This is a genomic window from Chitinophaga sp. H8, from assembly GCF_040567655.1.
GTDB classification, from domain to species: domain Bacteria; phylum Bacteroidota; class Bacteroidia; order Chitinophagales; family Chitinophagaceae; genus Chitinophaga; species Chitinophaga defluvii.
Map to the genome: position 1 here is coordinate 2,645,294 of NZ_JBEXAC010000002.1, position 24,872 is coordinate 2,670,165.

The 24,872-nt window shown below is 42.1% G+C and carries 35 protein-coding genes; 33 read left to right on the plus strand and 2 right to left on the minus strand.

The annotated features are described in order from the left end of the window. Positions 1-219 precede the first annotated feature (219 nt). The 32 genes from rpsJ (at position 220) to carA (ending at position 19,569) form a co-directional block, all read left to right on the plus strand. Positions 220-525 carry a 30S ribosomal protein S10 gene (rpsJ, locus tag ABR189_RS24375; RefSeq protein ID WP_012789286.1) on the plus strand — a complete coding sequence of 102 codons (306 nt, stop codon included), beginning with the start codon at positions 220-222 and terminating at the stop codon, positions 523-525. 150 nt (positions 526-675) lie between these two features. Then, complete coding sequence (gene rplC / locus ABR189_RS24380) at positions 676-1,293, plus strand: 50S ribosomal protein L3 (RefSeq protein WP_354663108.1); 618 nt, start codon at positions 676-678, stop codon at positions 1,291-1,293. Position 1,294: 1 nt separating this feature from the next. Beyond that, positions 1,295-1,939, plus strand: a complete 645-nt coding sequence (gene rplD, locus ABR189_RS24385; RefSeq protein WP_354663109.1) for a 50S ribosomal protein L4 — start codon at positions 1,295-1,297, stop codon at positions 1,937-1,939. A gap of 94 nt (positions 1,940-2,033) precedes the next feature. Then, the gene (rplW, locus tag ABR189_RS24390; RefSeq protein WP_354663110.1) at positions 2,034-2,333 is read left to right on the plus strand and encodes a 50S ribosomal protein L23; all 300 of its coding nucleotides are present in this window, start codon (positions 2,034-2,036) and stop codon (positions 2,331-2,333) included. Positions 2,334-2,421: 88 nt separating this feature from the next. Next, on the plus strand, positions 2,422-3,255 hold the full coding sequence (rplB, locus tag ABR189_RS24395) for a 50S ribosomal protein L2 (protein ID WP_354663111.1): 834 nt from the start codon (positions 2,422-2,424) through the stop codon (positions 3,253-3,255). A 66-nt stretch (positions 3,256-3,321) separates the two neighbouring features. Next, entirely contained in the window at positions 3,322-3,588 is a 267-nt protein-coding gene (rpsS, locus tag ABR189_RS24400) for a 30S ribosomal protein S19 (protein WP_354663112.1), read from the plus strand. A 103-nt stretch (positions 3,589-3,691) separates the two neighbouring features. Next, positions 3,692-4,060, plus strand: a complete 369-nt coding sequence (gene rplV / locus ABR189_RS24405) for a 50S ribosomal protein L22 (protein WP_354663113.1) — start codon at positions 3,692-3,694, stop codon at positions 4,058-4,060. Positions 4,061-4,098: 38 nt separating this feature from the next. After that, a complete protein-coding gene (gene rpsC / locus ABR189_RS24410) occupies positions 4,099-4,896 on the plus strand; it encodes a 30S ribosomal protein S3 (RefSeq protein ID WP_354663114.1) in 798 nt (265 codons plus the stop codon). A gap of 63 nt (positions 4,897-4,959) precedes the next feature. Further along, positions 4,960-5,379 (plus strand): 50S ribosomal protein L16, encoded by a 420-nt coding sequence (gene rplP / locus ABR189_RS24415; RefSeq protein WP_354663115.1) that lies wholly within the window; start codon positions 4,960-4,962, stop codon positions 5,377-5,379. 79 nt (positions 5,380-5,458) lie between these two features. Then, complete coding sequence (gene rpmC / locus ABR189_RS24420; protein ID WP_354663116.1) at positions 5,459-5,659, plus strand: 50S ribosomal protein L29; 201 nt, start codon at positions 5,459-5,461, stop codon at positions 5,657-5,659. Positions 5,660-5,757: 98 nt separating this feature from the next. Next, positions 5,758-6,015, plus strand: coding sequence for a 30S ribosomal protein S17 (gene rpsQ, locus ABR189_RS24425; RefSeq protein ID WP_354663117.1), 258 nt, complete (start codon positions 5,758-5,760; stop codon positions 6,013-6,015). A gap of 81 nt (positions 6,016-6,096) precedes the next feature. Next, on the plus strand, positions 6,097-6,465 hold the full coding sequence (gene rplN, locus ABR189_RS24430) for a 50S ribosomal protein L14 (RefSeq protein ID WP_354663118.1): 369 nt from the start codon (positions 6,097-6,099) through the stop codon (positions 6,463-6,465). Between the two features lie 186 nt (positions 6,466-6,651). After that, entirely contained in the window at positions 6,652-6,990 is a 339-nt protein-coding gene (gene rplX, locus ABR189_RS24435) for a 50S ribosomal protein L24 (RefSeq protein WP_354663119.1), read from the plus strand. Next, positions 6,990-7,568, plus strand: coding sequence for a 50S ribosomal protein L5 (rplE, locus tag ABR189_RS24440; RefSeq protein WP_435575334.1), 579 nt, complete (start codon positions 6,990-6,992; stop codon positions 7,566-7,568). The genes rplX and rplE overlap by 1 nt, the downstream gene beginning before the upstream one ends. Before the next feature lie 78 nt (positions 7,569-7,646). Beyond that, positions 7,647-7,916, plus strand: coding sequence for a 30S ribosomal protein S14 (gene rpsN, locus ABR189_RS24445; protein WP_354663120.1), 270 nt, complete (start codon positions 7,647-7,649; stop codon positions 7,914-7,916). A 137-nt stretch (positions 7,917-8,053) separates the two neighbouring features. Next, positions 8,054-8,452, plus strand: coding sequence for a 30S ribosomal protein S8 (gene rpsH / locus ABR189_RS24450; protein ID WP_354663121.1), 399 nt, complete (start codon positions 8,054-8,056; stop codon positions 8,450-8,452). Between the two features lie 132 nt (positions 8,453-8,584). After that, positions 8,585-9,139, plus strand: a complete 555-nt coding sequence (rplF, locus tag ABR189_RS24455; RefSeq protein ID WP_354663122.1) for a 50S ribosomal protein L6 — start codon at positions 8,585-8,587, stop codon at positions 9,137-9,139. A gap of 98 nt (positions 9,140-9,237) precedes the next feature. After that, positions 9,238-9,591 (plus strand): 50S ribosomal protein L18, encoded by a 354-nt coding sequence (rplR, locus tag ABR189_RS24460; RefSeq protein WP_354663123.1) that lies wholly within the window; start codon positions 9,238-9,240, stop codon positions 9,589-9,591. A gap of 74 nt (positions 9,592-9,665) precedes the next feature. Beyond that, entirely contained in the window at positions 9,666-10,184 is a 519-nt protein-coding gene (gene rpsE, locus ABR189_RS24465) for a 30S ribosomal protein S5 (RefSeq protein ID WP_354663124.1), read from the plus strand. Positions 10,185-10,265: 81 nt separating this feature from the next. Beyond that, the gene (rpmD, locus tag ABR189_RS24470; protein ID WP_354663125.1) at positions 10,266-10,451 is read left to right on the plus strand and encodes a 50S ribosomal protein L30; all 186 of its coding nucleotides are present in this window, start codon (positions 10,266-10,268) and stop codon (positions 10,449-10,451) included. Positions 10,452-10,568: 117 nt separating this feature from the next. After that, complete coding sequence (rplO, locus tag ABR189_RS24475; RefSeq protein ID WP_354663126.1) at positions 10,569-11,015, plus strand: 50S ribosomal protein L15; 447 nt, start codon at positions 10,569-10,571, stop codon at positions 11,013-11,015. 78 nt (positions 11,016-11,093) lie between these two features. Beyond that, a complete protein-coding gene (secY, locus tag ABR189_RS24480) occupies positions 11,094-12,431 on the plus strand; it encodes a preprotein translocase subunit SecY (RefSeq protein WP_354663127.1) in 1,338 nt (445 codons plus the stop codon). A gap of 182 nt (positions 12,432-12,613) precedes the next feature. Continuing rightward, positions 12,614-13,411, plus strand: a complete 798-nt coding sequence (gene map, locus ABR189_RS24485) for a type I methionyl aminopeptidase (protein ID WP_354663128.1) — start codon at positions 12,614-12,616, stop codon at positions 13,409-13,411. 151 nt (positions 13,412-13,562) lie between these two features. Next, the gene (infA, locus tag ABR189_RS24490; protein WP_012789309.1) at positions 13,563-13,781 is read left to right on the plus strand and encodes a translation initiation factor IF-1; all 219 of its coding nucleotides are present in this window, start codon (positions 13,563-13,565) and stop codon (positions 13,779-13,781) included. Positions 13,782-13,840: 59 nt separating this feature from the next. Next, positions 13,841-13,957 (plus strand): 50S ribosomal protein L36, encoded by a 117-nt coding sequence (rpmJ, locus tag ABR189_RS24495; RefSeq protein ID WP_354663129.1) that lies wholly within the window; start codon positions 13,841-13,843, stop codon positions 13,955-13,957. Positions 13,958-14,022: 65 nt separating this feature from the next. Next, entirely contained in the window at positions 14,023-14,403 is a 381-nt protein-coding gene (gene rpsM, locus ABR189_RS24500; RefSeq protein WP_354663130.1) for a 30S ribosomal protein S13, read from the plus strand. Positions 14,404-14,517: 114 nt separating this feature from the next. Then, entirely contained in the window at positions 14,518-14,919 is a 402-nt protein-coding gene (gene rpsK / locus ABR189_RS24505; RefSeq protein ID WP_354663131.1) for a 30S ribosomal protein S11, read from the plus strand. Between the two features lie 164 nt (positions 14,920-15,083). Continuing rightward, complete coding sequence (gene rpsD / locus ABR189_RS24510; RefSeq protein ID WP_354663132.1) at positions 15,084-15,689, plus strand: 30S ribosomal protein S4; 606 nt, start codon at positions 15,084-15,086, stop codon at positions 15,687-15,689. A 76-nt stretch (positions 15,690-15,765) separates the two neighbouring features. Beyond that, a complete protein-coding gene (locus ABR189_RS24515; protein WP_354663133.1) occupies positions 15,766-16,761 on the plus strand; it encodes a DNA-directed RNA polymerase subunit alpha in 996 nt (331 codons plus the stop codon). A 121-nt stretch (positions 16,762-16,882) separates the two neighbouring features. After that, complete coding sequence (rplQ, locus tag ABR189_RS24520; RefSeq protein WP_435575335.1) at positions 16,883-17,377, plus strand: 50S ribosomal protein L17; 495 nt, start codon at positions 16,883-16,885, stop codon at positions 17,375-17,377. Positions 17,378-17,501: 124 nt separating this feature from the next. Beyond that, entirely contained in the window at positions 17,502-18,326 is an 825-nt protein-coding gene (locus ABR189_RS24525; RefSeq protein WP_354663134.1) for a hypothetical protein, read from the plus strand. Positions 18,327-18,459: 133 nt separating this feature from the next. Then, positions 18,460-19,569 (plus strand): glutamine-hydrolyzing carbamoyl-phosphate synthase small subunit, encoded by a 1,110-nt coding sequence (gene carA / locus ABR189_RS24530; RefSeq protein WP_354663135.1) that lies wholly within the window; start codon positions 18,460-18,462, stop codon positions 19,567-19,569. 740 nt (positions 19,570-20,309) lie between these two features. Here the strand turns inward: carA and ABR189_RS24535 are convergent. Beyond that, the gene (locus tag ABR189_RS24535) at positions 20,310-21,509 is read right to left on the minus strand and encodes a pyridoxal phosphate-dependent aminotransferase (protein WP_354663136.1); all 1,200 of its coding nucleotides are present in this window, start codon (positions 21,507-21,509) and stop codon (positions 20,310-20,312) included. A 274-nt stretch (positions 21,510-21,783) separates the two neighbouring features. Then, positions 21,784-22,197 (minus strand): DUF1573 domain-containing protein, encoded by a 414-nt coding sequence (locus ABR189_RS24540; RefSeq protein WP_354663137.1) that lies wholly within the window; start codon positions 22,195-22,197, stop codon positions 21,784-21,786. Between the two features lie 199 nt (positions 22,198-22,396). Here ABR189_RS24540 and ABR189_RS24545 point away from each other — a divergent pair, with 199 nt between their 5' ends. Beyond that, positions 22,397-24,799 carry an alpha-ketoacid dehydrogenase subunit alpha/beta gene (locus tag ABR189_RS24545; RefSeq protein ID WP_354663138.1) on the plus strand — a complete coding sequence of 801 codons (2,403 nt, stop codon included), beginning with the start codon at positions 22,397-22,399 and terminating at the stop codon, positions 24,797-24,799. Positions 24,800-24,872: the final 73 nt, after the last annotated feature.

The window sequence follows — 24,872 nt, forward strand, 5'->3', positions numbered from 1 at the left end:
AAGCCTGTGGATAATTTTATTAAGACATAGAGTATCAACGATTTGTGACACCCCGTCAGCATGCCCAATAAGATGAAAAGCCCTGGGATTGAGGAGTAATAACTGCTTTTATCCACCTATCTTCCTGATTTCTTCTCAAAATTGTTTGCCGAATAAAAAAAACAAATTACCTTTGCCCTCCCAAATTGTAAAGGGAAAAAAAGAAGAAGTTCATTGCATATGTCTCAGAGAATAAGAATCAAGCTGAAGTCCTACGATCATAACCTGGTAGACAAGTCTGCTGAGAAGATCGTTAAAACCGTGAGAAACACGGGTGCCGTGGTAACAGGTCCAATACCTTTACCCACAGAGAAGAAGATTTTTACGGTACTGCGTTCTCCGCACGTAAATAAGAAAGCGCGCGAGCAGTTCCAGTTATGTACGCACAAGCGTTTACTGGATATTTATACGTCTTCTTCCAGAACTGTAGACGCGCTGAGTAAGCTCGATTTACCTTCTGGGGTTGAAGTGGAAATTAAAGCATAGGACTTCAGAAGTGGGTAAAAGGCCCACTTGAGGTATTTTGTAACGTATAATAGGTCACACCTTCCGGGTGGCCGCCCAATAAAGTATTTAAACCGCCCATCCTGGGGAGAGCAAGAACACCCCCAGGCGCTGGGTAAAATCATATAACAAATGAAAGGTATTATTGGTAAAAAGATTGGTATGACCAGTATCTTCGAGGCCAATGGTAAGCAAACAGCTTGTACCATTATCGAAGCAGGTCCATGCGTTGTAACACAGGTTAAGACCCAGGAGTCTGACGGTTACACCGCTATTCAGGTTTCTTTCGGAGAAAAGAAAGAAAAGAACACCACAAAGGCAGAATTGAATCACTTCGCGAAAGCAAGCACCTCTCCCAAACGTTTTGTAAAAGAATTACGTAACCCAGATGTTGAAAAAGCCCTTGGTGAATCTATCACCTGCGAAATATTTGCAGAAGGCGAAACTGTAGACATCGTAGGCACTTCCAAAGGTAAAGGTTTCCAGGGTGTTGTAAAACGCCACGGCTTCAGCGGTGTGGGTGAAGCATCCCACGGCCAGCACGACAGAAGCAGGGCTCCTGGTTCTATTGGTGGTTCTTCTTATCCTTCCCGTGTATTTAAGGGTATGCGCATGGCAGGCCAAACTGGTAACGAAAGAGTGAAAGTGAAAGGCTTAAAGATCCTGAAGATATTCCCTGAAAAGAATTATATCCTGGTAAGTGGTTCCGTTCCCGGCCACAATGGTTCAATCGTTTTAATCCAGAAGTAACATGCAAGTCGATATTTTTAATATAGAAGGTAAGAAAACCGGAAGATCTATTGAGCTTCCTGAAGAGATATTTGGTGTAGAACCGAACAACCACGTGATCTACCTGGCTGTAAAGCAATTCCTGGCCGCTCAGCGCCAAGGTACGCATAAGGTGAAAACCAGAGCAGAAGTGAAGGGTGCGTCCCGTAAACTGCACAAACAAAAAGGTACCGGTGGTTCCCGTAAAGGTAACATCCGTAACCCACTGTACAAAGGTGGTGGTACCATCTTCGGGCCTAAGCCTCATAGCTACGCCTTTAAGCTGAACAGGAAAGTGAAAGATCTGGCTAAGATCTCTGCCCTTTCTGTAAAAGCTAAAGAAAACAGCATTATCGTATTGGAAGATGTGAAATTTGATGCACCAAAGACTAAACAGTTTGTAAGCATCCTGAAGAACTTAAACATCAATGTAGCCGGTAAAAAGACCATGTTCATTTTACCAGAATACAATGACAATGTTTACCTGTCTTTAAGAAACATTCCTACTGTGGCTGGTACTATGCTCAGTGATGTTAATACTTATGACATCATGAACAGTAACTACCTGGTGTTTACAGAAAGTGCTGCTAAAATCTTTACAGAAGAGCCAATTGCAGCAGAAGCGTAAACATTGTTGTCATTGGCAGCAATACAGATAAGCGAGAAATCAAATACAAAAAACAAGCTAAGCGCTAACCGCTAATAGCTAAACGCTATACAAGATGAGACTTTCAGACGTTTTAATCAAACCAGTGGTATCTGAAAAGGTGAACAAAGCCACCGATAAATTTAACCGCTACTACTTCATCGTTGACAAAAAAGCCAACAAGCTGGAGATCAAGAAAGCAGTGGAAGAGTTTTATGGTGTGACTGTTGGAGACGTGAATACCATGGTAATGCCGGGTAAAGCTAAGACCCGCTTTACTAAAGCTGGTTTTATATCAGGGAAAAAGCCTTCTTATAAAAAGGCAGTGGTAACCCTGGCCCAAGGAGAAACTATAGATCTGTATGCTAACATATAGTGCGCAATACCGCAGCAATGCGGGATTGATGGATGTATATGCAGATCACTTTATAATTAATAATTAACATTTAACTTTTTAGGAAGTAATGGCACTGAAGAAATTCAAACCGATGACAGCCGGTACCCGTTGGAAAATAGGCAATGCTTATGCAGAGCTGACTTCGGATACCCCTGAGAAGAGCCTCCTGGAGCCACTGTCCAAAAGCGGTGGTAGAAACGCGCAGGGCCGCAGGTCTATGCGTTACATAGGTGGTGGTAACAGACAACATTACCGTATCATTGATTTCAAACGTGATAAGGAAGGAATTCCGGCAACTGTTAAGACCATTGAATATGATCCTAACCGTAGTGCATTTATCGCGCTGGTAGTGTATGCTGATGGTGAAAAACGTTACATCATTGCCCCACAAGGCTTACAGGTAGGTACTACCGTATCCAGTGGTGCAGATGCTGCTCCGGAAGTGGGTAACGCTTTACCGTTAAAGAACATGCCACTGGGTACTGTGGTACATAACATTGAACTGCAACCTGGTAAAGGTGCCGCGATCGCAAGAAGTGCCGGTACTTATGCACAGTTGTCGAACAAGGAAGAAAAATATGCCGTATTGAAAATGCCATCCGGTGAACTGCGCAAGGTGTTAAGCACTTGTAAAGCAACTGTTGGTACTGTTTCTAACTCTGATCACGCGCTGGAATCCATCGGTAAAGCTGGTGCCAACGTATGGAGAGGTATCCGTCCACGCGTTCGTGGTGTAGCCATGAACCCGGTAGATCACCCAATGGGTGGTGGTGAAGGTAAATCTTCCGGAGGCCATCCAAGATCCAGAACTGGTAAATATGCGAAAGGTCTGAAAACAAGGAAACCGCATAAGAGTTCTGATAAGCTGATCATCAGCAGAAAAAACGGTAAAAAATTATAATATTTTGAAATCCGGGTTCCGGAAGTAATTGCGGAGCCCGGGTAGAAAAACTATAAATAAGAAAACATGGCTCGTTCCATTAAAAAAGGTCCTTACATCGACTTTAAATTAGAGAAGAAAGTAGAAAAAATGAATGAGGGCACCAAAAGGTCTGTAATCAAGACCTGGAGCCGTCGGTCTACTATCACTCCTGATTTTGTAGGTCACACCTTCGCAGTACACAATGGCAACAAATTTATTCCTGTTTATGTAACGGAATTTATGGTTGGTCATAAACTGGGTGAATTTGCGCCGACACGCAATTTCAGAGGACACGCAAACAAGAAAATGTAGTAATTATAGTTTGAGAGTTTGAGGTTTGAAGTTGCTGGTGATAGTATCAAACGTCAAACATCAGACATCGAACATCAAACAATAAATAAGAAATTTAATAACAATGGAAGCAGTAGCTAAGCTTAGTAATAATCCTACATCTACCCGCAAAATGCGTTTGCTGGCAGATCTGATCCGTGGTTTGGATGTGGAAAAGGCTTTGAATATTTTGAAATTCCATCCTAAGCACCCAAGCGTACCTCTGGAAAAGCTGTTGGTATCTGCCATTGCTAACTGGAAAGTGAAGAATGAAGGTGCAAGGGTTGAGGATGCTAATCTTCATGTGAAAACTATTTTTGTAGACGGTGGCCGTATCCTGAAAAGAATGCGCCCTGCTCCGCAAGGAAGAGGATACCGTATCCGTAAAAGAAGCAACCACGTAACGATTGTTGTAGACAGCCGTGTGGTGGCCGAAGAAAAGGTAGCTAAATAGTAGAAATTTAAAGTATTAAACTCATATAAACCAGGAACATGGGTCAGAAAACAAATCCTATTGGTAACAGGTTAGGTATCATCAGAGGATGGGACTCCAATTGGTATGGTAGCAAAAAAGATTACGCTACCAAGCTAATCGAAGATAACAAGATCAGAACTTACCTGAATGCCCGTATTAATAAAGGTGGTATTTCACGTGTTGTGATCGAAAGAACTTTGGGTAAGCTGATTATCACAGTTCATACTTCTAAACCTGGTATCATTATAGGTAAAGGTGGTAATGAAGTTGATCGCATCAAGGAAGAGCTGAAGAAATTGACCGGCAAGGAAGATGTACAGATCAACATTCTGGAAATCCGCCGTCCTGAAATGGATGCCAATATCGTAGCAGAAACAATTGCCAAACAAATAGAAAGCCGTATTAACTACAAGCGTGCTATTAAAATGGCGATTGCAACTGCCCTGAGAATGGGAGCTGAAGGTATCAAGGTAAAAATCAGTGGCCGTTTAGGTGGTGCTGAAATTGCCCGTTCAGAAGAAATGAAGCAAGGTCGTGTACCTTTGCACACTTTCCGTATGGACATTGATTACGCTTCCCTGTTTGCTTTAACCGTTTATGGTAAAATAGGTATCAAGGTATGGATCTGTAAAGGTGAAGTACTGGGTCAGCGCGATCTTAACCCTAACGTACTCACCGGTAAAGAAGGTGATAACCGCGGTGGTGAAAGAAGACCAGGTGATCACGGTGGTGAAAGAAGAGATCATGGCGACAGAAGAGAGCGCGGTGGTGACAGAAGAGGTGGTGGAGAACACCGTGGCGGCGGCCGCAGATAATACGTTGGGTAATACCGGCGAGAAAGGATTAACAAATTACTATTAACATTAACAACATAGACAATGTTACAGCCAAAGAGGACGAAACACAGGAAGATGCATAAAGGCCGCATCAAGGGAAATGCCAAGCGTGGTGCTGCACTTTCCTTTGGTACTTTCGGTCTTAAAGCATTAGAACCTAAGTGGATCACTGACAGGCAGATTGAAGCTGCGAGGGTAGCGCTTACCAGACACATGAAACGTGAAGGTAACGTATGGATCCGCATTTTCCCTGACAAACCTATTACTGCTAAGCCATTAGAAGTGAGGATGGGTAAAGGTAAAGGTGCTCCTGACCATTGGGCAGCAGTAGTGAAGCCCGGCAGAATTTTATTTGAAGCAGACGGCGTATCCATGCAAGTTGCTAAAGAAGCAATGGAATTGGCTGCTCAGAAACTGCCTATCAAAGTAAAATTCGTAATGAGCCGCGACTACGTAGCTTAATTACCCGGATAGTCAATAAATCACATACACTGGATGGCTGATCCGTCTGCCACCAGAAACCTGAAACAAACATAATACAATGGCAAAAGAAAAGCTGGATCTGAAAGGCCTGAGCGAGCAAGACCTGAGAGAGAAAATCTCTGCGGAAGAGTTACGCTTGAAGAAAATTTCCTTCAGTCATGCGATTACGCCTATCGAAAACCCAATGATCATTCGTGGGGTAAGACGTGATATCGCGCGTATGAACACTGAATTGCGTAAAAGACAATTAGGGCTTTAATCCTTGCCCTCCCGGGGGCCTGGATTGATCAGTACTGAATATAATCACATTTATAGCTTCCCTGCCGGGAGGTGTGGAAAGGTAAAAATACTTTCAAAATGATCGAAAGAAAATTAAGAAAAACCAGGACCGGAGTTGTATCCAGCAATAAAATGGATAAAACTGTTACCGTAGCCGTTGAGCGTAAGGTAAAACACCCGATCTATGGTAAGTTCGTAAAGAAAACTACCAAGTTTATGGCGCACGATGAAAAGAATGAGTGCAGCATAGGCGATATCGTAAAAATTATGGAAACCCGTCCTCTGAGCAAAAACAAATGCTGGAGAATGGTGGAAGTAATCCAGAAGGTAAAATAATTTATTATTGTTTCAAGCTGTATACCGGTGTTCCCGGGTCCAGCCGCTGACTAAACAAAGAACAAGACAAAACTCATTACGATGATACAACAAGAATCAAGGCTGAATGTTGCTGATAATAGCGGTGCTAAAGAAGTACTCTGCATCCGTGTATTAGGCAACTCCGGCCAGGACTATGCTAAAGTAGGCGATAGGATTGTGGTGACCGTAAAAGATGCTATTCCTGGTGGTGGCGTTAAGAAAGGAACAGTTACAAAGGCTGTAATTGTTAGAACTAAAAACAAATTACGCCGGAAAGACGGTTCTTATATCCGCTTTGACGACAATGCCGTTGTATTGCTGAATAACTCAGACGAGCCCCGCGGTACCCGTATTTTCGGACCAGTGGCCCGTGAACTGAGGGACAAAGGATATATGAAAATTATATCCCTGGCACCTGAAGTGTTGTAAGCAACTGAAAGCTGAAAGCATAAATCCGGAAACGGAGGGGCCCAAAAGCCGGAAATTGTCAAATTAGGCTTAACGCTTTGTGCTTTCAGCTTTATCACTTATCTTTGCAGCCCGTTTCCAAAACGAGAAAAACAATTAATCAAGCGAAACCAATGTTTCGCTTGGCGTTTATAAACAAACAAAGTAATGAAAACTAGATTCAAGCCTAAGTTCAACATTAAGAAAGGCGACCTGGTAGCGGTAATTGCCGGCGACGACAAGGACAGGACCAAACCACGCAAAGTGCTGGAAATGCTTCCTGAGGCAGGCCGTATCCTGGTGGAAGGTGTTAATATTATCACCAAACACACCAAGCCTACTGCACAGAATACCAAAGGTGGTATTGTAAAGCAGGAAGCTCCTATTGCTATTTCTAACGTAATGTTGTGGGATGCGAAGGCTGGTAAACCTACCAAAGTAAACAGGCAGAGAGAAAACGGAAAATTAGTTCGTATCGCTAAAAAATCAGGGGAGGTAATCAAATAATGGCAAACACTACATATATCCCAAGGTTGCAGACTAAATACCGCGAAGAAGTGGTGTCTGCTCTGATGAAAAAATTCAATTACAAAAGTGTAATGCAGGTACCCCGCCTGGTGAAAATCTGCCTGAACCAAGGTATCAATGGTGCGGTTGGTGATAAGAAATTAGTAGACGTTGCAGTAGACGAAATGACCCGTATTGCTGGTCAGAAAGCTATCGCTACCATGTCTAAGAAAGATATTTCCAACTTTAAGTTGAGAAAACACATGCCTATTGGTGCACGCGTTACACTGCGCAGTACTAATATGTATGATTTCCTGGATCGTTTGATCGCTGTATCCCTTCCCCGCGTGCGCGACTTTAAAGGGGTGAACGAAAAAGCGTTCGATGGCCGTGGTAACTATACCATGGGTATCACAGAACAAATCATTTTCCCGGAAATTGACATCGATAAAGTAACCCGGATGACCGGTATGGATATCACTTTTGTTACTACGGCAAATACCAATGAAGAAGCTTACGAGCTGCTGAAAGAAATGGGTATGCCATTCAGAAACATGAAAAAAGATAACCAAAACTAAGTATAAATAGATGAAGGCTCGCAGCTAACCAGGTATCCTGGCAAACTGGGAGCAGTAGTCTGAAACCTAAATAAAATTATGGCAAGAGAATCCGTAAAAGCCAGACAAAGGAAAAGGGAAGCAATGGTAGCCAAATTTGCTGAAAAACGCGCTGCACTGAAAGCAGAAGGCGATTATGCAGCTTTGGACAAACTACCTAAAAATGCATCTCCGGTTCGTCTGCACAACAGATGCCAGCTGAGCGGTCGTCCTAAGGGCTACATGCGTCACTTTGGTCTGTGCAGAAACATGTTCCGTGACCTCGCACTGGCAGGTAAAATCCCTGGCGTTAGAAAAGCCAGCTGGTAAGCACTATTGCGCCGGTACTTTTACAGCGATGCAGTTCCTGCCACCTGTAAAGACTGACCGTAAACAGTTATTTGAATTGATTCCTATCTATTACTGACTGGATATCGCATTGTAAAACATTAAGCAAAACAGAAACAATGGTTACTGATCCAATAGCAGACTTCCTGACAAGAATCCGGAACGCGCAAATGGCCACTCACCGGATCGTTGAAATTCCGGCATCCAAGCTGAAAAAACGTATTACTGAAATACTGTACGATAAAGGTTATATCCTGAAGTACAAGTTTGAAGAAGATAACAAACAAGGTGTTATCAAGATCGCATTGAAATACGATCCTCAGACTAAAGTACCTGCTATACAGGAATTGCACCGTATCAGCCGTCCAGGCTTACGTCAATATGCTAAACCAGAAGAGTTTAAACGTGTGAAGAATGGTTTAGGTATAGCTATCATCTCTACTTCCAAAGGTGTAATGACCGATAAGGAAGCCAAAGCTCAAAATGTAGGCGGCGAAGTAATTTGCAGCATCTATTAATATATTGGTTGATAAAGGCCTGTTTATAGACAGGCCTTATCAACTGAAAAAGGCGTGTCTGACAATTAAGCTCTCTATACGGCGCTGAACACGGAACGCTGGATATCAAATAATCAACTTTAAACTAAAGTTATGTCTCGTATAGGTAAAAGTCCTATCAAGTTAGCGACAGGTGTTACAGTATCTGTTTCTCCGGCTAATGAAGTAACCGTAAAAGGTCCTAAAGGTGAATTGAAGAAAGTCATCGACAGGGACATGAAGGTAGAAGTTAAGGATGGTGTGTTGACTGTGATCCGTCCAACTGAGCAGATCCGTCACAAAGCATTACACGGTTTATACCGCGCATTGCTGTCTAACATGGTTATTGGTGTAACTGATGGGTTCAAAAAACAACTGGAACTGGTAGGGGTAGGTTATAAAGCTACTAACCAGGGCCAATTGCTGGATCTGGCATTAGGTTATTCTCACAATATCATCTTTGAAGTACCTAAGGAACTGAAGGTAGCTACCTTAACTGAAAAAGGTCAGAACCCTAAGATTATGCTGGAAGGTATTGACAATCAACTGCTGGGTCAGGTAGCCGCAAAACTGCGCAGCCTGCGTAAACCAGAGCCTTACAAAGGTAAAGGTGTTCGTTACAGCGATGAAGTGGTACGTAAGAAAGCTGGTAAGTCAGCTGGTAAATAATTATAGTTACCTGTTGCCTGAATACTACAGGCAACAGGTTGCTTAAACTAAAACGTTAAAATCGCCCGGCAGCATCGGGTGAACTAAATAAACAAGAAATGAGCACAATACTTAATAGGAGACAGAAAATCCGCTTCCGCATCCGTAAAAAGGTTGCAGGAACTCCACAAAAGCCAAGATTATCTGTATTTCGCAGCAACAGCGATATCTATGTGCAGCTGATTGATGATACCAATGGCGTAACTTTGGCATCTGCATCTACCAGAGATAAAGATATCAAGGCACAGGCAGGTAATAAATCAGAAAAATCCAAGCTGGCAGGTAATGCAGTAGCAGTTAAAGCAAAAGCATTAGGCATCGCTGAGTGTGTTTTTGACAGAGGCGGATATTTATATCATGGCCGCGTAAAAAGCCTGGCAGACGGAGCGAGAGAGGGTGGCCTCCAGTTCTAATTCCAACATCCGGATTTTCCGGACAAGGGAACATTTAAACAAATAATCTGAAATTGTAATTCTTAATAAATAAAATGGCAAAGAATTCATTCAATAAAGTAAAGGCCGGTGACCTGGAGTTGAAAGAAAAAGTGGTGGCCATCAACCGTGTTACCAAAACTACCAAAGGCGGTCGTACATTCAGTTTCTCCGCTTTAGTGGTTGTAGGTAATGAAAACGGCGTGGTAGGTCATGGTTTAGGTAAAGCGAAGGAAGTACAGCAAGCTATCACTAAAGGTATTGACGATGCTAAAAAGAACCTGATCCAGATTCCGATCATGCATGGTACTATTCCTCATGATCAGTTTGCAAAAGAAGGTGCTGCCAAGGTATTGATCAAACCAGCCGCTCATGGTACCGGTGTACTTGCAGGTGGTTCTATGCGTGCTGTATTGGAAAGTGCAGGTCTTACGGATGTATTGGCAAAATCATTAGGTTCTGCTAATCCTCACAACGTGGTAAAAGCTACGTTTAAAGCCTTAGGTCTGTTGCGTGAGCCTATCAGCGTAGCTAAAACCAGAAGCGTATCTCTGAAGAAAGTATTTAACGGATAATTAGAAGTTTGCAGTCTTCAGTGAGCAGTTGGCATAAGCCAGCTTTGTAAACTGTGAACTGCCAGCTGTAAATTTATACACATGGCAAAGATTAAGATCACTCAAGTAAAAAGTGGTATTGACCGTCCTGAAAGGCAGAAACTGACCTTGAAAGCACTGGGGCTGAAGAAAATGAACGCTTCTGTAGAAGTTGAGGCTACTCCTCAGGTGTTGGGTATGGTGACTAAAGTGAATCACCTGGTAAAAGTAGAAGAAGTTAACGCTTAATACACTGCGGTGTAGTTATCTGTTAAATTTCTTATATTTGCCGCCGGTACTTTAGGAATTACACATTATATTTAAAAGCGAGCGGTTAATTTCCGCGTAAGTAAAAAAAATTGAACTATGAATCTGCATTCATTACAACCTGCACAAGGTTCCGTACATAAAGAAAAGCGCCTCGGTCGCGGTGAAGCCTCCGGTAAAGGTGGTACCTCTACTAAAGGTAATAAAGGTGGTCAGTCCCGCGCTGGTTATAGCAGCAAAAGAGGACATGAAGGTGGTCAGATGCCAATTCAGCGCCGCTTACCTAAACGCGGTTTTAAAAATAATAACCGTGTTGAATACCAGGTATTTAATCTGGGTCAACTGGATCACCTGGTTGAAAAATATGGTCTGCAGGAGTTTAGCCTTGAGAACTTATATATGAATGGCCTGGTCAATAGAACTGCAAAAGTTAAGATTCTGGGCCAGGGAGAACTGAAAGCTAAGGTTACTGTAAAAGTGAACGCGATCAGTGAAAAAGCAAAGCAGGCCATCGAAACAGCAGGTGGATCAGTAGAACTGGTATAAGACTTTACGACTGAGGAGACGCCTACGGAGTAGTGCGTCTTTTCATATTTAATAGCGCTATTAAACCTTTATCTTCCTGTGAAGAAATTTATCGACACGATTAAGAATATTTGGAGCATTGAAGATTTGCGTAACCGCATCTTAACTACTTTGCTTCTGATCCTCATTTACCGCGTAGGATCCTATATCGTATTACCCGGCATTGATGCGAATTTGTTGGACAACTTCTCTGAGAAATCTAATCAGGGTATCCTGGGATTGTTCAATATGTTTGCAGGTGGATCGTTTTCTAGGGCGTCAATATTCGCATTGGGCATCATGCCTTACATCTCTGCGTCTATTGCCATTCAGTTGTTAACGATTGCGGTACCCTACTTCCAGAAATTACAGAAGGAAGGTGAAAGCGGCAGAAAAAAAATCACGCAGTATACCCGTTTACTCACTGTGGTAGTGACTGCTTTCCAGGCCAGCGCTTATGTGGCTTACCTGCGTAATCAGTCTGGTGGTGCTATCATTGCAGAATATGGAACCTTCTTCTTCTGGCTTTCCACTACAGTAATTCTTACAGCAGGTACCTTGTTTGTAATGTGGCTGGGTGAAAAGATCACGGATAAAGGTATCGGTAATGGTACTTCCATCATTATCATGGTAGGTATCCTTGCCCGTTTGCCACAGGCGTTGCTGCAGGAGTTTACCTCCAGGGCAACAACCGGTAGCATACTGGTATTCCTGATTGAAATAGCGGTATTTATACTTATCACGGTAGGACTTATTTTGCTGGTACAGGGTACCCGTAAGATTCCGGTAAACTACGCGAAACGTATTGTTGGTAATAAGCAATATGGTGGAGTACGCCAGTTCATTCCCCTGAAGGTGAATGCAGCGGGTGTAATGCCTATCATCTTTGCCCAGGCCATTATGTTTATACCTGCTACTGCGATTGGTTTTGCTACTTCTTCAGAAAGTGCTTCCGGTTTCGTACGTATATTCAGTGACCATACCAATGGCTGGTACAATGTAATTTATGCAATACTGGTAGTGGTATTCACTTACTTCTACACTGCACTGATCTTCAACCCCAATCAAATGGCGGATGAGATGAAGCGGAACAACGGGTTTATCCCAGGTGTTAAGCCTGGTAAAGCCACTGCGGATTATATTGGAGCAGTAATGGATCGTATTACTTTACCTGGTGCCTTTTTCCTGGCATTGGTAGGTATTATGCCGGGTTTAGCGGCAGCAGCCACCATAAACAGTAACTTTGCTTCCTTCTTTGGAGGTACCTCCCTGCTGATCATGGTAGGGGTTATATTAGATACCTTACAACAAATTGAAAGTCAGCTGCTGATGCGCCATTACGATGGTTTGATGAGCACTGGCCGGATCAAGGGCAGAACAGCCCCCGCAAATGTGTAGGTAAGTTGCCTGTTAAAGGTAAGAACGATATAGCCACGGAAGCATAAAGTCAAACACGGGAGTTTTCCTGGGGTGTCGGATTTTTATGTTTCCGCTGGCTTAATTTTTTTCCGGCTGCAGGACGGAAATCAGCAATAGTTGTTTGCTCAGGCAGGTAACCGGCTTAGTTTATTGAAAGTATCATGATTCACTATAAGAGTAAGGACGAAATAGAATTAATGCGCAAAAGCGCGTTGCTGGTGAGTGCAACCCTGGCAGAGGTAGCGAAAGCAATTAAACCGGGTATGACCATCCTGGAAGTGGATGCACTGGCAGAACAGTTCATTCGGGATAATGGTGCGACGCCTTCTTTTAAAAATTATAACGGATTCCCCAATGCCTGCTGTATTTCAGTAAACGAAGCAGTAGTACATGGGATACCAACCGATTATGTGATTAAGGATGGGGATATCGTTTCTGTAGACGTAGGTGTCTATTTGAACGGATACCATGGGGATAGTGCCTACACTTTTGCAATAGGTACAGTGCCGGAAAATGTACAACGCTTACTCACTGCTACCAAAGCCGCGTTATATAAAGGGATTGAAAAGGCGGTTGTTGGTAACCGCATTGGAGATATAGCATACGCCATACAGGAATATGCAGAGAAAGAACGGGGATATGGGGTAGTAAGAGAGCTGGTAGGGCATGGATTGGGTAAACATTTACATGAAGACCCGCAGGTGCCTAATTACGGCAAAAGAGGGAGTGGCCCGGTGATGAAAGAGGGGTTGGTTATTGCTATCGAACCGATGGTGAACCTCCGGACCCGGGAAGTAGAGTACCTGGAAGATGGCTGGACCGTGGTAACAAAAGACCGCAGTCCTTCTGTACATTTTGAGCATAACGTGGCAGTGGCAAAAGGCCGGCCGGATCTGTTATCCTCTTTTACAGCAATCGAAGAAGCGGAAAAAAACAATCCTGCTCTAAGCGCAAATTAGTCATTATGCAGGCGTTGTTTTTTGAATATTTGAGCAATTCCGGGTATAATACGGCTTATTTTTGTAAAAAAATAAGGCCAGATCAGAATTATTTTGGTAATTTTTTCTATTTCAAAAGATAAATGCTATCTTTGCAGTCCTAAAAATTTTTATGGCAAAACAGGCACTCATTAAACAGGATGGAATTATACTAGAAGCCTTGTCGAACGCTATGTTCCGTGTAAAATTGGAAAATGGGCACGAGATTTTGGCCACCATATCTGGAAAAATGAGAATGCACTATATTCGCATTTTACCAGGAGACAAGGTAGGAGTAGAGATGAGCCCATATGATTTATCAAGGGGCCGTATAATTTTCAGATACAAATAAGGTACAGATCATTAAACGGATCATTTAAATTTATAATAACCTTACAACAATATATAATCATGAAAGTAAGAGCTGCAATCAAAAAAAGAAGTGTAGACTGTAAAATTGTACGCAGGAAAGGTGTTTTGTTGGTAATCAACAAAAAGAATCCTCGGTTTAAACAACGTCAGGGATAATTCAATGCAGGTTTCGACCATTTCGGAATAGCATTATAGTAAATCGTAAAATCTAAAATTAAAATATGGCACGTATAGCCGGTATAGATCTTCCTAAAAATAAAAGAGGAGAAATAGGCCTCACCTATATCTTTGGTATAGGCCGTTCTACCGCCCAATATATTCTAACAAAGGCGGAAATAGACTTGAATAAAAAAGTGAAAGATTGGAATGACGATGAGCAAGGTGCGATTCGTAATGTGATCAACGCTGAGTTTAAGGTAGAGGGTCAGTTACGTTCCGAAGTACAAATGAATATCAAGCGTTTGCTGGATATTGCTTGCTACCGTGGATTACGTCACAGGAAGGGATTACCGCTGAGAGGCCAGCGTACACGTACCAACAGCCGTACACGTAAAGGTAAACGTAAGACAGTTGCTGGTAAGAAGAAAGCACCTAAGAAATAGGAATTAAATCCCCTGTTGGGATCCCACATTCCAAGTCCGGGATTCCAATAGCTTAAGGAGTTTATTATATAATAAATAGGGATTTGGAATTTCATTTTTGGAATTTTAAGAATTATGGCAAAAGCAACCAACACAAAAACTGCTGCTAGTAAAAAGAGGGTAGTAAAAGTTGATAACTACGGCGATGTACACATCTCCGCTAGCTTTAACAACATCATTGTAAGCATCACTAACAAACATGGTCAGGTTATTTCCTGGTCATCTGCTGGTAAGATGGGCTTCAGAGGTTCTAAGAAGAATACTCCGTATGCTGCACAGCTGGCTGCACAGGATGCTGCTAAAGTTGCAATGGACGCTGGCTTGAAAAGAGCAGATGTGTTTGTAAAAGGACCAGGAGCTGGACGTGAGAGCGCTATCCGTGCAATTGCTAACTCCGGTATCGAAGTGAGCATGATTAAAGACGTTACGCCTTTACCTCACAACGGCTGCCGTCCTCCTAAGAAAAGAAGAGTGTAGGAATATTTATATTCGAAAGTCGGTAATCGGATGCTACAATTATTATTGCGGCATCCGGTTACTGACTTCCGGAATTTTCGTTTTTAACATAGTGGGTGTATGATCAGGTTTTCAGATTTTTTGAAGAGCATACACCGTAACTAAAAAATCTAAAGTATTAAAACATGGCAAGGTACACAGGACCAAAGACCAGAATTTGCAGAATTTTTGGCGAACCCATCTTAGGTAATGGGAAGTATTTAGGGAAAAACAGTAACCCTCCGGGCCAGCACGGTGGTAACCGTAAACGCAAACAATTAGGTGAATACGCTTTACAGCTGAAAGAAAAGCAAAAAGCAAAGTACACTTACGGTTTGCTGGAGCGCCAGTTCCACAACCTGTTTGAGGAAGCTACCCGCAGAAAGGGTGTTACCGGTGAAGTATTGATCAAATTGCTGGAAGCACGTCTGGACAATACCGTATTCCGCTTAGGTATCGCACCTTCCCGTCCTGCTGCACGTCAGCTGGTATCTCACAAACACGTTACTGTAAATGGTGAAGTGGTAAATACACCATCTTACCAGCTGAAGCCAGGAGACGTAGTGGGTCTGAAAAATAAAACATCGAACAATACCGCACTGACTAGCGTAATTCGTGGAAAAAATCCTAAATTTAACTGGTTGGATTGGAATGAAAAGGAAATGAAAGGTGTATTCATTTCATATCCTGAGAGAGAAAGCGTTCCTGAAAACATTAAGGAACAACTGATCGTGGAATTGTACTCTAAGTAATAATTTTTAGTCCATGGTCCATGGCCTTTGGTCCATGGACTAATTTTATACGTAAACTAATAAACCTATCATATCAATGGCAATTTTAAATTTCCAGAAACCTGATAAGATCGTTTTGCAGAAGTCTACTGACTTTGAAGCTCAATTCGAATTCCGTCCATTAGAACCAGGTTATGCTGTAACAGTAGGTAATGCGCTGCGTCGCGTACTGTTGTCTTCTTTGGAGGGCTATGCCATTGTGGGAATAAAAATAGAAGGAGCTGACCATGAGTTCGCCACTTTGAAAGGGGTTACTGAAGACGTTACTGAAATCATCTTAAGTTTGAAGCAGGTACGTTTTAAGAAAATCTCTGAAACTGACGTAACGAATGAGAAGATCCAACTTTCCATTAAGGGTAAAACAGAGTTTCGTGCAGATATGATTGAAAAAGCAACTTCTGCTTTCCAGATCATGAACCCGGAATTGCTGATTTGCACATTGGACCCTTCTGCTAAACTGGATATAGAGCTGACTATCGGTAAAGGTCGTGGTTATGTTCCGGCAGAAGAGAATAAACCCAAAGATGCCGTATTTGGCTACATCGCGATAGATTCTATTTTTACGCCTATCAAAAACGTAAAATATAGCATCGAAAATACCCGTGTGGAACAAAAGACCGACTACGAGAAGCTGATCATGGAAGTGATAACAGACGGTACTATTCATCCGGAAGAAGCTGTGAAGCAAGCTTCCCGCATTCTTATCCAGCATTTGATGATCATTACTGATGAAAACATCAGCTTTGATACAAAGGATACTGAAAAAGAAGATGTAGTGGATGAGCAAACCCTGCAGCTGCGTAAGATCCTGAAAACACCATTGGAAGATCTGGATCTGAGCGTACGTGCATTTAACTGTCTGAAAGCTGCTAAGATCAATTCACTGAGTGAACTGGTACAATACGAGCAGGAAGAGCTGATGAAGTTTAGAAACTTTGGGCAGAAATCACTGAGCGAGATCGAACAGGTGTTGGGCGAGAGAGGTTTACACTTCGGTATGGACCTGAGCAAACTGAAATTAGAAGAAGAATAATAAATTAGCTTTTAGCAATCTGCAGTTAGCGTTTAGCTGGCAGCCATCGCTAAAAGCTAATTGCTTTTAACAAGTACGCTGTAATTCCTGACACGGTACAGCGGAATAAAAAACAAATGTCATGCGTCACGGAAAGAAATTTAATAAGTTAAGCAGAACATCTGCACACCGTAAAAGCCTGTTGTCTAACCTGGCTTGTGAATTGATCAGTCACAAACGTATTACTACTACACTCGCAAAGGCTAAATCCCTGCGTGTTTATGTAGAGCCAATGTTGACCAGAGCTAAAGTGGATTCTACACACAATCGTAGAACAGTGTTCAGCTACCTGCAGGATAAAGAAGCTATCAAGGAATTGTTTGGCAGCATCAGTGAAAAAATTGCAACCCGCCCAGGTGGTTATACCCGCATCATTAAGTTGGGTAAACGTTTTGGAGATAACGCGGAAGTAGCAATGATAGAACTGGTAGACTTCAACGAAATCTACGGTAAAGCAACAGAAAAAGCTGCTGCTAAGAAAACCCGTCGTGCCGGTGGAGCTAAGAAGAAAGAGGCAGAAGCAGCTAAAACTGAAGAAGCTGCTGCTCCTAAAGCAGAAGAAAAGTCAGCTGAATAGTTTTTCAGTAAAATATCAGAAAGGACAAAGCAATTGCTTTGTCCTTTTTTATGCAATTAAATTCAAAAATTTCGTAATATAGAGTCTTGAAAATCCCAACTGCCATTTAAACCTACCTATCCCTATGAACTACCTTAAGTGTAACAGCTGTGGGCATCAGAATGCAGTAAAATCTGTTTACCTGACGTTTTGCGGGCATTGCGCCAAAAAGCTGACAGGTAGCTTTGTGGAGTGGCAGCAACAGTATCCCGGACAGGATTTTGAAACATATCTGCGCATGATAGTAGAAAAGGAGCAAGAGGAGGAGCACAATGAAGCGGGATGGATCACCAATCAATGGAAAAGGCATAAAGGAAATAAGTGGTTAATAGCCAGTGCATTAGTCATTATCTTATTAATAACCGGAGGGACACTTTTTGGCAAACGGGCTGTTTTGACCTTATTTTATTCGAGTGCCCCACAGTCGTGGTTGTATACCTCCTGGGAAACAGTTGTTATTGGCCGTCAGGCGCTTGAAATCAGCAGTCCGCTGCATTTACGCATCAATGATCATACCCTGCCTGCAGACCTTGCGGAGCGGGCTGAATATGTGAAATGCTACAGTAGTTCGGATAATAGTGGGTTTAGGATAGAAGTAAATATGTACAGCTATTGGAAGCATGTGTCTAATAGCCTGGAAGAAGCGGCCGGAGGAGTTTTGAATGAAATAAAGTCTACCTCTGGGGTATCAGCATTGGAGTATAAATCATGTCCTGCGTTGCAGGCAGGGAATCCAGGGCTTTTAATGGAAGGGGAATATTTGTATAAAGATGCCATCCGGCTGGCATTCAGGAATCTGATTATAGTGAAAGGCCCGCATCGTTGGTTGGTGAGCATTACTTACCGGGAAGATGATAAGATAGGTGAAAAAGTAGCCATAAGAGTACTGAAATCCATCAGACTCCGATAATCTCCAAAAAAAGCATTTATAATTCATAATTGATTTCATACCTTTGCACGGTTTTTTATCCGAACCTTCAGGGCGTTATACCCCCTTGAAGGTTTTTTTTAGAATAAAATAAAACAGAAACAGATACCAGAAAATGCCTCAGACTAGAACCATCCCACCTGCTATACTGCTGTTAGACGACGGCACTATTTTTCATGGAAAAGCTTTCGGTAAAATCGGTACTGCTGCCGGAGAATTGTGTTTTAATACCGGTATGACAGGTTACCAGGAAGTGTTTACTGACCCTTCCTATAAAGGACAGGTGCTTATTATGAACAACTGTTATACAGGTAACTACGGTACTAAAAAGGAGGATGTAGAAAGTAGTGCTGTAAAAATCAGTGCACTGATCTGTAAGAACATTGCTTATAACTATTCCAGAAAGATGGCAGATGAGTCGTTGGAAAAGTTTTTAACTGATAATGATCTGGTAGCTATATATGATGTTGATACACGTGCATTAGTGTCGCATATTCGTAGTAAAGGTGCGATGAATTGTATTATTTCGTCTGAAATTACAGACGTGGCGCAACTGAAAGCAACATTAGCAAAAGTACCTTCCATGGAAGGGCTGGCGTTATGTGCAGAGGTGTCTACCAAGGAAGTGTACAACCTGGGTGATCCGGCTTCGGAGATCCGTATTGCGGTGCTGGATAATGGGGTTAAACGTAATATGCTGAAATGTTTGTCTGACAGAGCTTATCTTCAGGTGTTCCCTACAGCAACGTCTTTTGAAGAGTGCGAAAAATTTAAGCCCCACGCTTATTTCGTATCTAATGGCCCTGGTGATCCGGCTCCGCTTAAGTATGCTGTGGATACTGTGAAGAAAATACTGGATGCCAACAAACCTATGTTTGGTATTTGTTTAGGTCATCAGTTATTGGCATTAGCTAATGGTATTCCTACGCATAAAATGCACCATGGGCATAGGGGTTTGAATCATCCGGTAAAGAATCTGCTGACTGGAAAATGTGAGATCACTACCCAGAATCATGGTTTTGCGGTGGATCAGGAAGCTGTAAAAGCCAGTGAGCATGTGGAAGTAACGCACATTAATCTGAATGATAATTCAGTAGAGGGAATCCGGGTAAAGAATAAGCCCGCATTTTCTGTACAGTACCATCCGGAATCTACTCCGGGTCCACATGATTCCCGTTATTTATTTGATGATTTTTTCAACATGATTAAAGCGAATATGAAATAATAGGATTGTTTTATAGATCAAGCCATTTTTCACATATTTGCCTGTTAAAATAAAGCAGAAGCGGCGCCGGTTTTCGGGGCCGTTTTTATTTTAGATATTGCAGCGTTTATCAAACAAGCGATCTGGCTAATGATAGGAGTTTACTAAAGGAAACAAAGGGCAGGAGAGCGAGGTGGTTATTATAACTATAACAAAATGAGTAAGTTATGAGCAAAAAAATACGGCTCCGTGATCGGAGCCGTTTGCCTTTATAAATTCCACGTTATGAAAAACTGATACAAAAATACGATATTTAGCTAAAACGTTTTAGTTAGTCTTCTCTTTTTTTACAGATCATTGATAATTCTGTGATCTGTACATCTATAATTCAAAGTTCGGACCAATTTTATGTTTACAAAAATAATGTAGGTTAAATTTTTGCTAAACAATGAACAGGTTGCTTTTAATCGTATTGTAAATATTATTATTTGAATATTTTAATCTTAACTGTTAATTATAGATCAAAGATACAATACAAATTATTAAAAATGCAAGGTGTGATGTTAAATAATGTACATTTTTCTTAAAATTAATTATATATTATTTTATATAATACATATAGTCTTTCTTTCAATTACTTGAAATACTTGTTAATGGGGCTATATTGGCTGGTTTTGTTAAAATATTACCGGGAACGATTCCGAAAATAACTCCTGCTGTATGGAAAAATATTCTTCCATACAGCAGGAGTAGGAGATAAATTAAGCTGTAGTGCGGCCAGGATAAACTTCCAATGCCTTCTTTAAACAAGTCATGGCACTGGCTATATCTTTAAGATTAAGTACATAAGCTAATCTTACTTCATTTTTTCCCAATCCGGCAGTAGCATAAAAGCCGGTACCTGGTGCCATCATCACGGTTTGCTGTTCATATTCAAATGATTCAAGCATCCACTGACAAAATTTGTCACTATCATCTATGGGCAATCTGGCCATAGCATAAAATGCTCCACCGGGGTTGGGGCAAAACACTCCTGGTATTTCATTCATTAATTTTACCAACAGATCACGACGACTCAGATATTCTGCTTTAATACCATTAAAATAATCACCTGGCAAGTCTACTGCAGCTTCACCTGCTATCTGAGCAAAGGATGGGGGACTTAACCGGGCTTGTGCAAACTTCATTGCAGCATCCAGTACCACCTGATTTTTGGTGACAAAAGCACCGATACGGCCTCCACAGGCACTATATCGTTTGGAAATAGTATCCATTAAAATCACATGCTCTTCCATATTTTCCAGATTCATTGCTGAAAAATGGGTACCGCTGTAACAGAATTCGCGGTAAGCTTCATCAGAGAACAGGAACAGATTATGTTTAAGGCATAATTGTCTTAATACTTCCATTTCCGCTTTACTATATAGGTATCCTGTGGGGTTATTCGGATTACAGATCAGGATGGCTTTGGTTTTAGGAGTAATCGCTTTTTCAAACGCTTCCATGGCAGGTAAAGCGAAACCGCTTTCAATGCTGGAAGTAATCGTTTTTATGCTTATTTCTGCTTCTACGGCAAAGCCATTATAGTTAGCATAAAAAGGTTCCGGAATAATCACTTCATCCCCCGGATCCAGGCAGGCCATGAATGCAAAAACAATAGCTTCGGAGCCTCCGGTGGTTACAATAATCTGTTGTGGGGTAAGGGAGATTCCAAACCTTTCGTAATAAGTTACTAGTTTCCGGCGGTAGCTTTCATTGCCTGCACTGTGGCTATATTCCAGTATTTTGAAATCCGCATGCCGTACTGCATCCAGTATAGGTTTGGGCGTTTCAATATCCGGCTGGCCAATGTTAAGGTGGTATACATGTACCCCTCTTTTTTTAGCAGCTTCTGAAAACGGTACTAATTTTCTGATAGGAGAAGGAGGCATCAGCTGTCCTCTCAGGCTAATGGTAGGCATAATTCTTCAATTCTTTTAGCGATGCAAAGGTAGGGGATTTTGAGGTGCAGCGAATTGCAGGAAAGGACAAATGGCTTGCCTATTATTTGAATCGCATTTATCCATAGTAAATTTTGTGCTATTATTAATAATGGGGCAAAAAAAACCTTACAGCTGTATACTGTAAGGCTTTTTGCTATTTTTAGCAGTATGATGAAGGCATAATTCTCCTGTTTGCACGCATTCACTCTTCAACAATCGGTACGCAGGAGGCCGGTAGTAATTAAATTATTAATTATTTACTGCCCGCGGTAACAGTACCAGTCAGGTGCAATTCCTTGTCCTGATCTATGCCTTTAAATTTAACCCAGATGGTTTTGTTCTGCTGACCTACGCCATTAGCGCTGTAAGAAGCAGTTACTTTCCCTTTTTTACCAGGTAAAATAGGTTCCAGCGTCCATTTAGGGGTGGTACAACCACAGCTGGCCCGGGCAGTTTCAATCAAAACGGGTTCTTTAGAGATGTTGGTAAATTCAAAGTCTATTGTTACTGCCTTGTTCAGTTCAGTTTTTCCAAAATCAATAGTTTCCTTTACAAACTTCACTTTAGCATCAGCCGGATTAGCAGTACCGGAACCAGTTTGAGCCTGTGCAAATAAAGCTGTAGTTAACAGCATGCTTGCAAATAGGGATAAGATTAGTTTTTTCATGTTCATATAATGGTTTTATATCGACCGGTTAAAAAAAAGATTTCCTTTTTTCTTAGTACAAATTTACAGCCAAAAAGTATTTCTTACCTTACAAATTATTAAAATCTTATTAAAAAAAATCAATTTATTTTAAATACCGGATTATCAGGCGTTTTTCAACTGTATAATTAACCTTACTTTTGCACTTTAACCAAGAGGCATGATAGAAAATAACGAACTAGCTATGAATATGGAAAGCCGGTTGTCATTCGAGGAATTCCGCAAGGAAGTATTACATGACTACAGGTTGGCCTGCGAAAGCAGGGAGGTTAGTCTCCTGGCCCGTAAAGAGGTATTAACAGGCAAGGCCAAATTTGGAATATTTGGGGATGGGAAAGAAGTGGCGCAGATTGCAATGTCCAAGTATTTCCAGCCTGGTGATTTCCGTTCGGGCTACTATCGCGACCAGACCATTGCTTTTGCCAGTGGCGTATGTACTCCGGAGCAGTTCTTCTCGCAATTATATGCGGATCCGGATCTGGAACATGATCCATTTTCTGCCGGTAGGCAGATGAATTCCCATTTTGCTACGCCTAATCTGGATGAGAATGGGAACTGGCTGGACCTTACCCAGATAAAAAACATGGCGGCCGATATGGCACCCACTGCTTCGCAGATGCCCCGGGCGGTAGGACTGGCATATGCTTCTAAAATGTTCCGGCAGGTAGCTGATCTGCAACAGTTCAGCAATTTATCAAATCATGGTAATGAAGTTTGCTTTGCTACTATCGGTGATGCTTCTACGTCTGAAGGACATTTCTGGGAGACAATGAATGCTGCCGGAGTGCTACAGGTACCCTTGGCCGTATTTGTCTGGGACGACGGGTATGGGATTTCTGTACCCCGTAAATATCAGACTACAAAGGGTTCTATCAGTGCAGCATTGGAAGGATTCCGTAAAACGGAAGATTCCAATGGCTTTGATATTTATAATGTGAAAGGATGGGATTACGCTGGTATGTGTGAAGTGTTTGAAGCAGGTATCCGTAAGGTGCGTGAAACGCATACGCCTGCTTTATTTCATGTGGAAGAAATGACGCAGCCTCAGGGACATTCTACCAGTGGGTCTCATGAACGCTATAAAAGCAAAGAAAGACTGGCATGGGAAAGAGAATACGATTGCAATCTTAAAATGCGCCAATGGCTGCTGGAAAATGCGCTGGTAGATGAAGAGACCTTATTAAAGGTGGAGGCAGAAGCGAAAGTAACTGCCCAGCAGGCACGTAAAGCTGCCTGGGAAAAATTCATTACTCCCATCAAACAAAAGGTACAGGCATTTATCGCGCTCGGGAAGGCTGTAGCTGCAATTCCAGAGATAAATAGTGAGCTGGTAAATCATTTGTTGCAGGAGTTGAGTGCTAACCGGGAACCACAGCGGCGTGATATTCTGAAAGCGGCAGCTACCATTCTGTTCAAACACAAAAGATGGCTGCATCTGCCCGCATTGCAGGAGCTGCAGCAATATTATGATCAGCAGATACAACTGGAAAAAGAAAACTACAACACTTACCTGCATGCTACAGGAGTTAACTCTGCGTTGAATGTAGCAGTGGTACCTGCCGCATATGAGGAAGAGGCGCACATGATCAACGGATATGAAGTGTTGAATAAATACTTTGATCAGTTGTTTGTCAATAATCCCCGTGTGTTTGCTTTTGGGGAAGATGTAGGAAAGATTGGAGATGTAAACCAGGGATTTGCAGGTTTGCAACAGAAGCATGGCAAATTGCGTATATCTGATACGGGTATACGGGAACTAACCATTATGGGGCAGGGCATAGGTATGGCCATGCGTGGATTAAGGCCTATCGCAGAAATTCAGTACCTGGATTACCTGCTGTATGGTTTACAGCCATTGAGTGATGATGTAGCCTCTTTACAATACCGTACTCGCGGTATACAACATTGTCCTATTATTGTGCGTACCCGTGGGCATCGTCTGGAAGGTGTATGGCATTCCGGCTCTCCTATGGGAATGATCATTAACTCATTAAGGGGCATGCATGTGTGTGTACCCCGTAATATGGTGCAGGCTGCCGGTATGTATAATACCCTTTTGACAGCAAATGAGCCGGCTATTGTAATTGAATCACTGAATGGATACCGTCTTAAAGAAAAGCTTCCTACTAATCTTAGTGAGTTTACTGTGCCACTGGGTGTAGCAGAAGTACTGCATGAGGGTACGGATATTACGCTGGTTTCATATGGTTCTATGCTTCGTATCATTGAGGAAGCTATGGGCACCTTACAGGAAATTGGTATTTCCTGCGAGTTGATAGATGTACAAACATTGCTGCCATTTGATATCCATGAAAGTATTATTGCATCGCTGAAGAAAACCAACCGGATCCTGTTTATAGATGAAGACGTACCTGGGGGAGCCTCAGCATACATGTTCCAGCAGGTAATGGAAGTGCAGGGGGGATATCGTTGGCTAGATGTAGCTCCACGCACCTTAACTGCTCAGGCACATCGCCCGGCCTATGGTTCTGATGGAGATTATTTCTCTAAGCCTAACACAGAGGATATTGTGAAGATAGTAATGGAAATGATGGAAGAATAATAAGGTCATTAACAGATATCTGATATTGAGAAAACGCAGGATAGCAATATTCCTGCGTTTTTTTATAATAGCA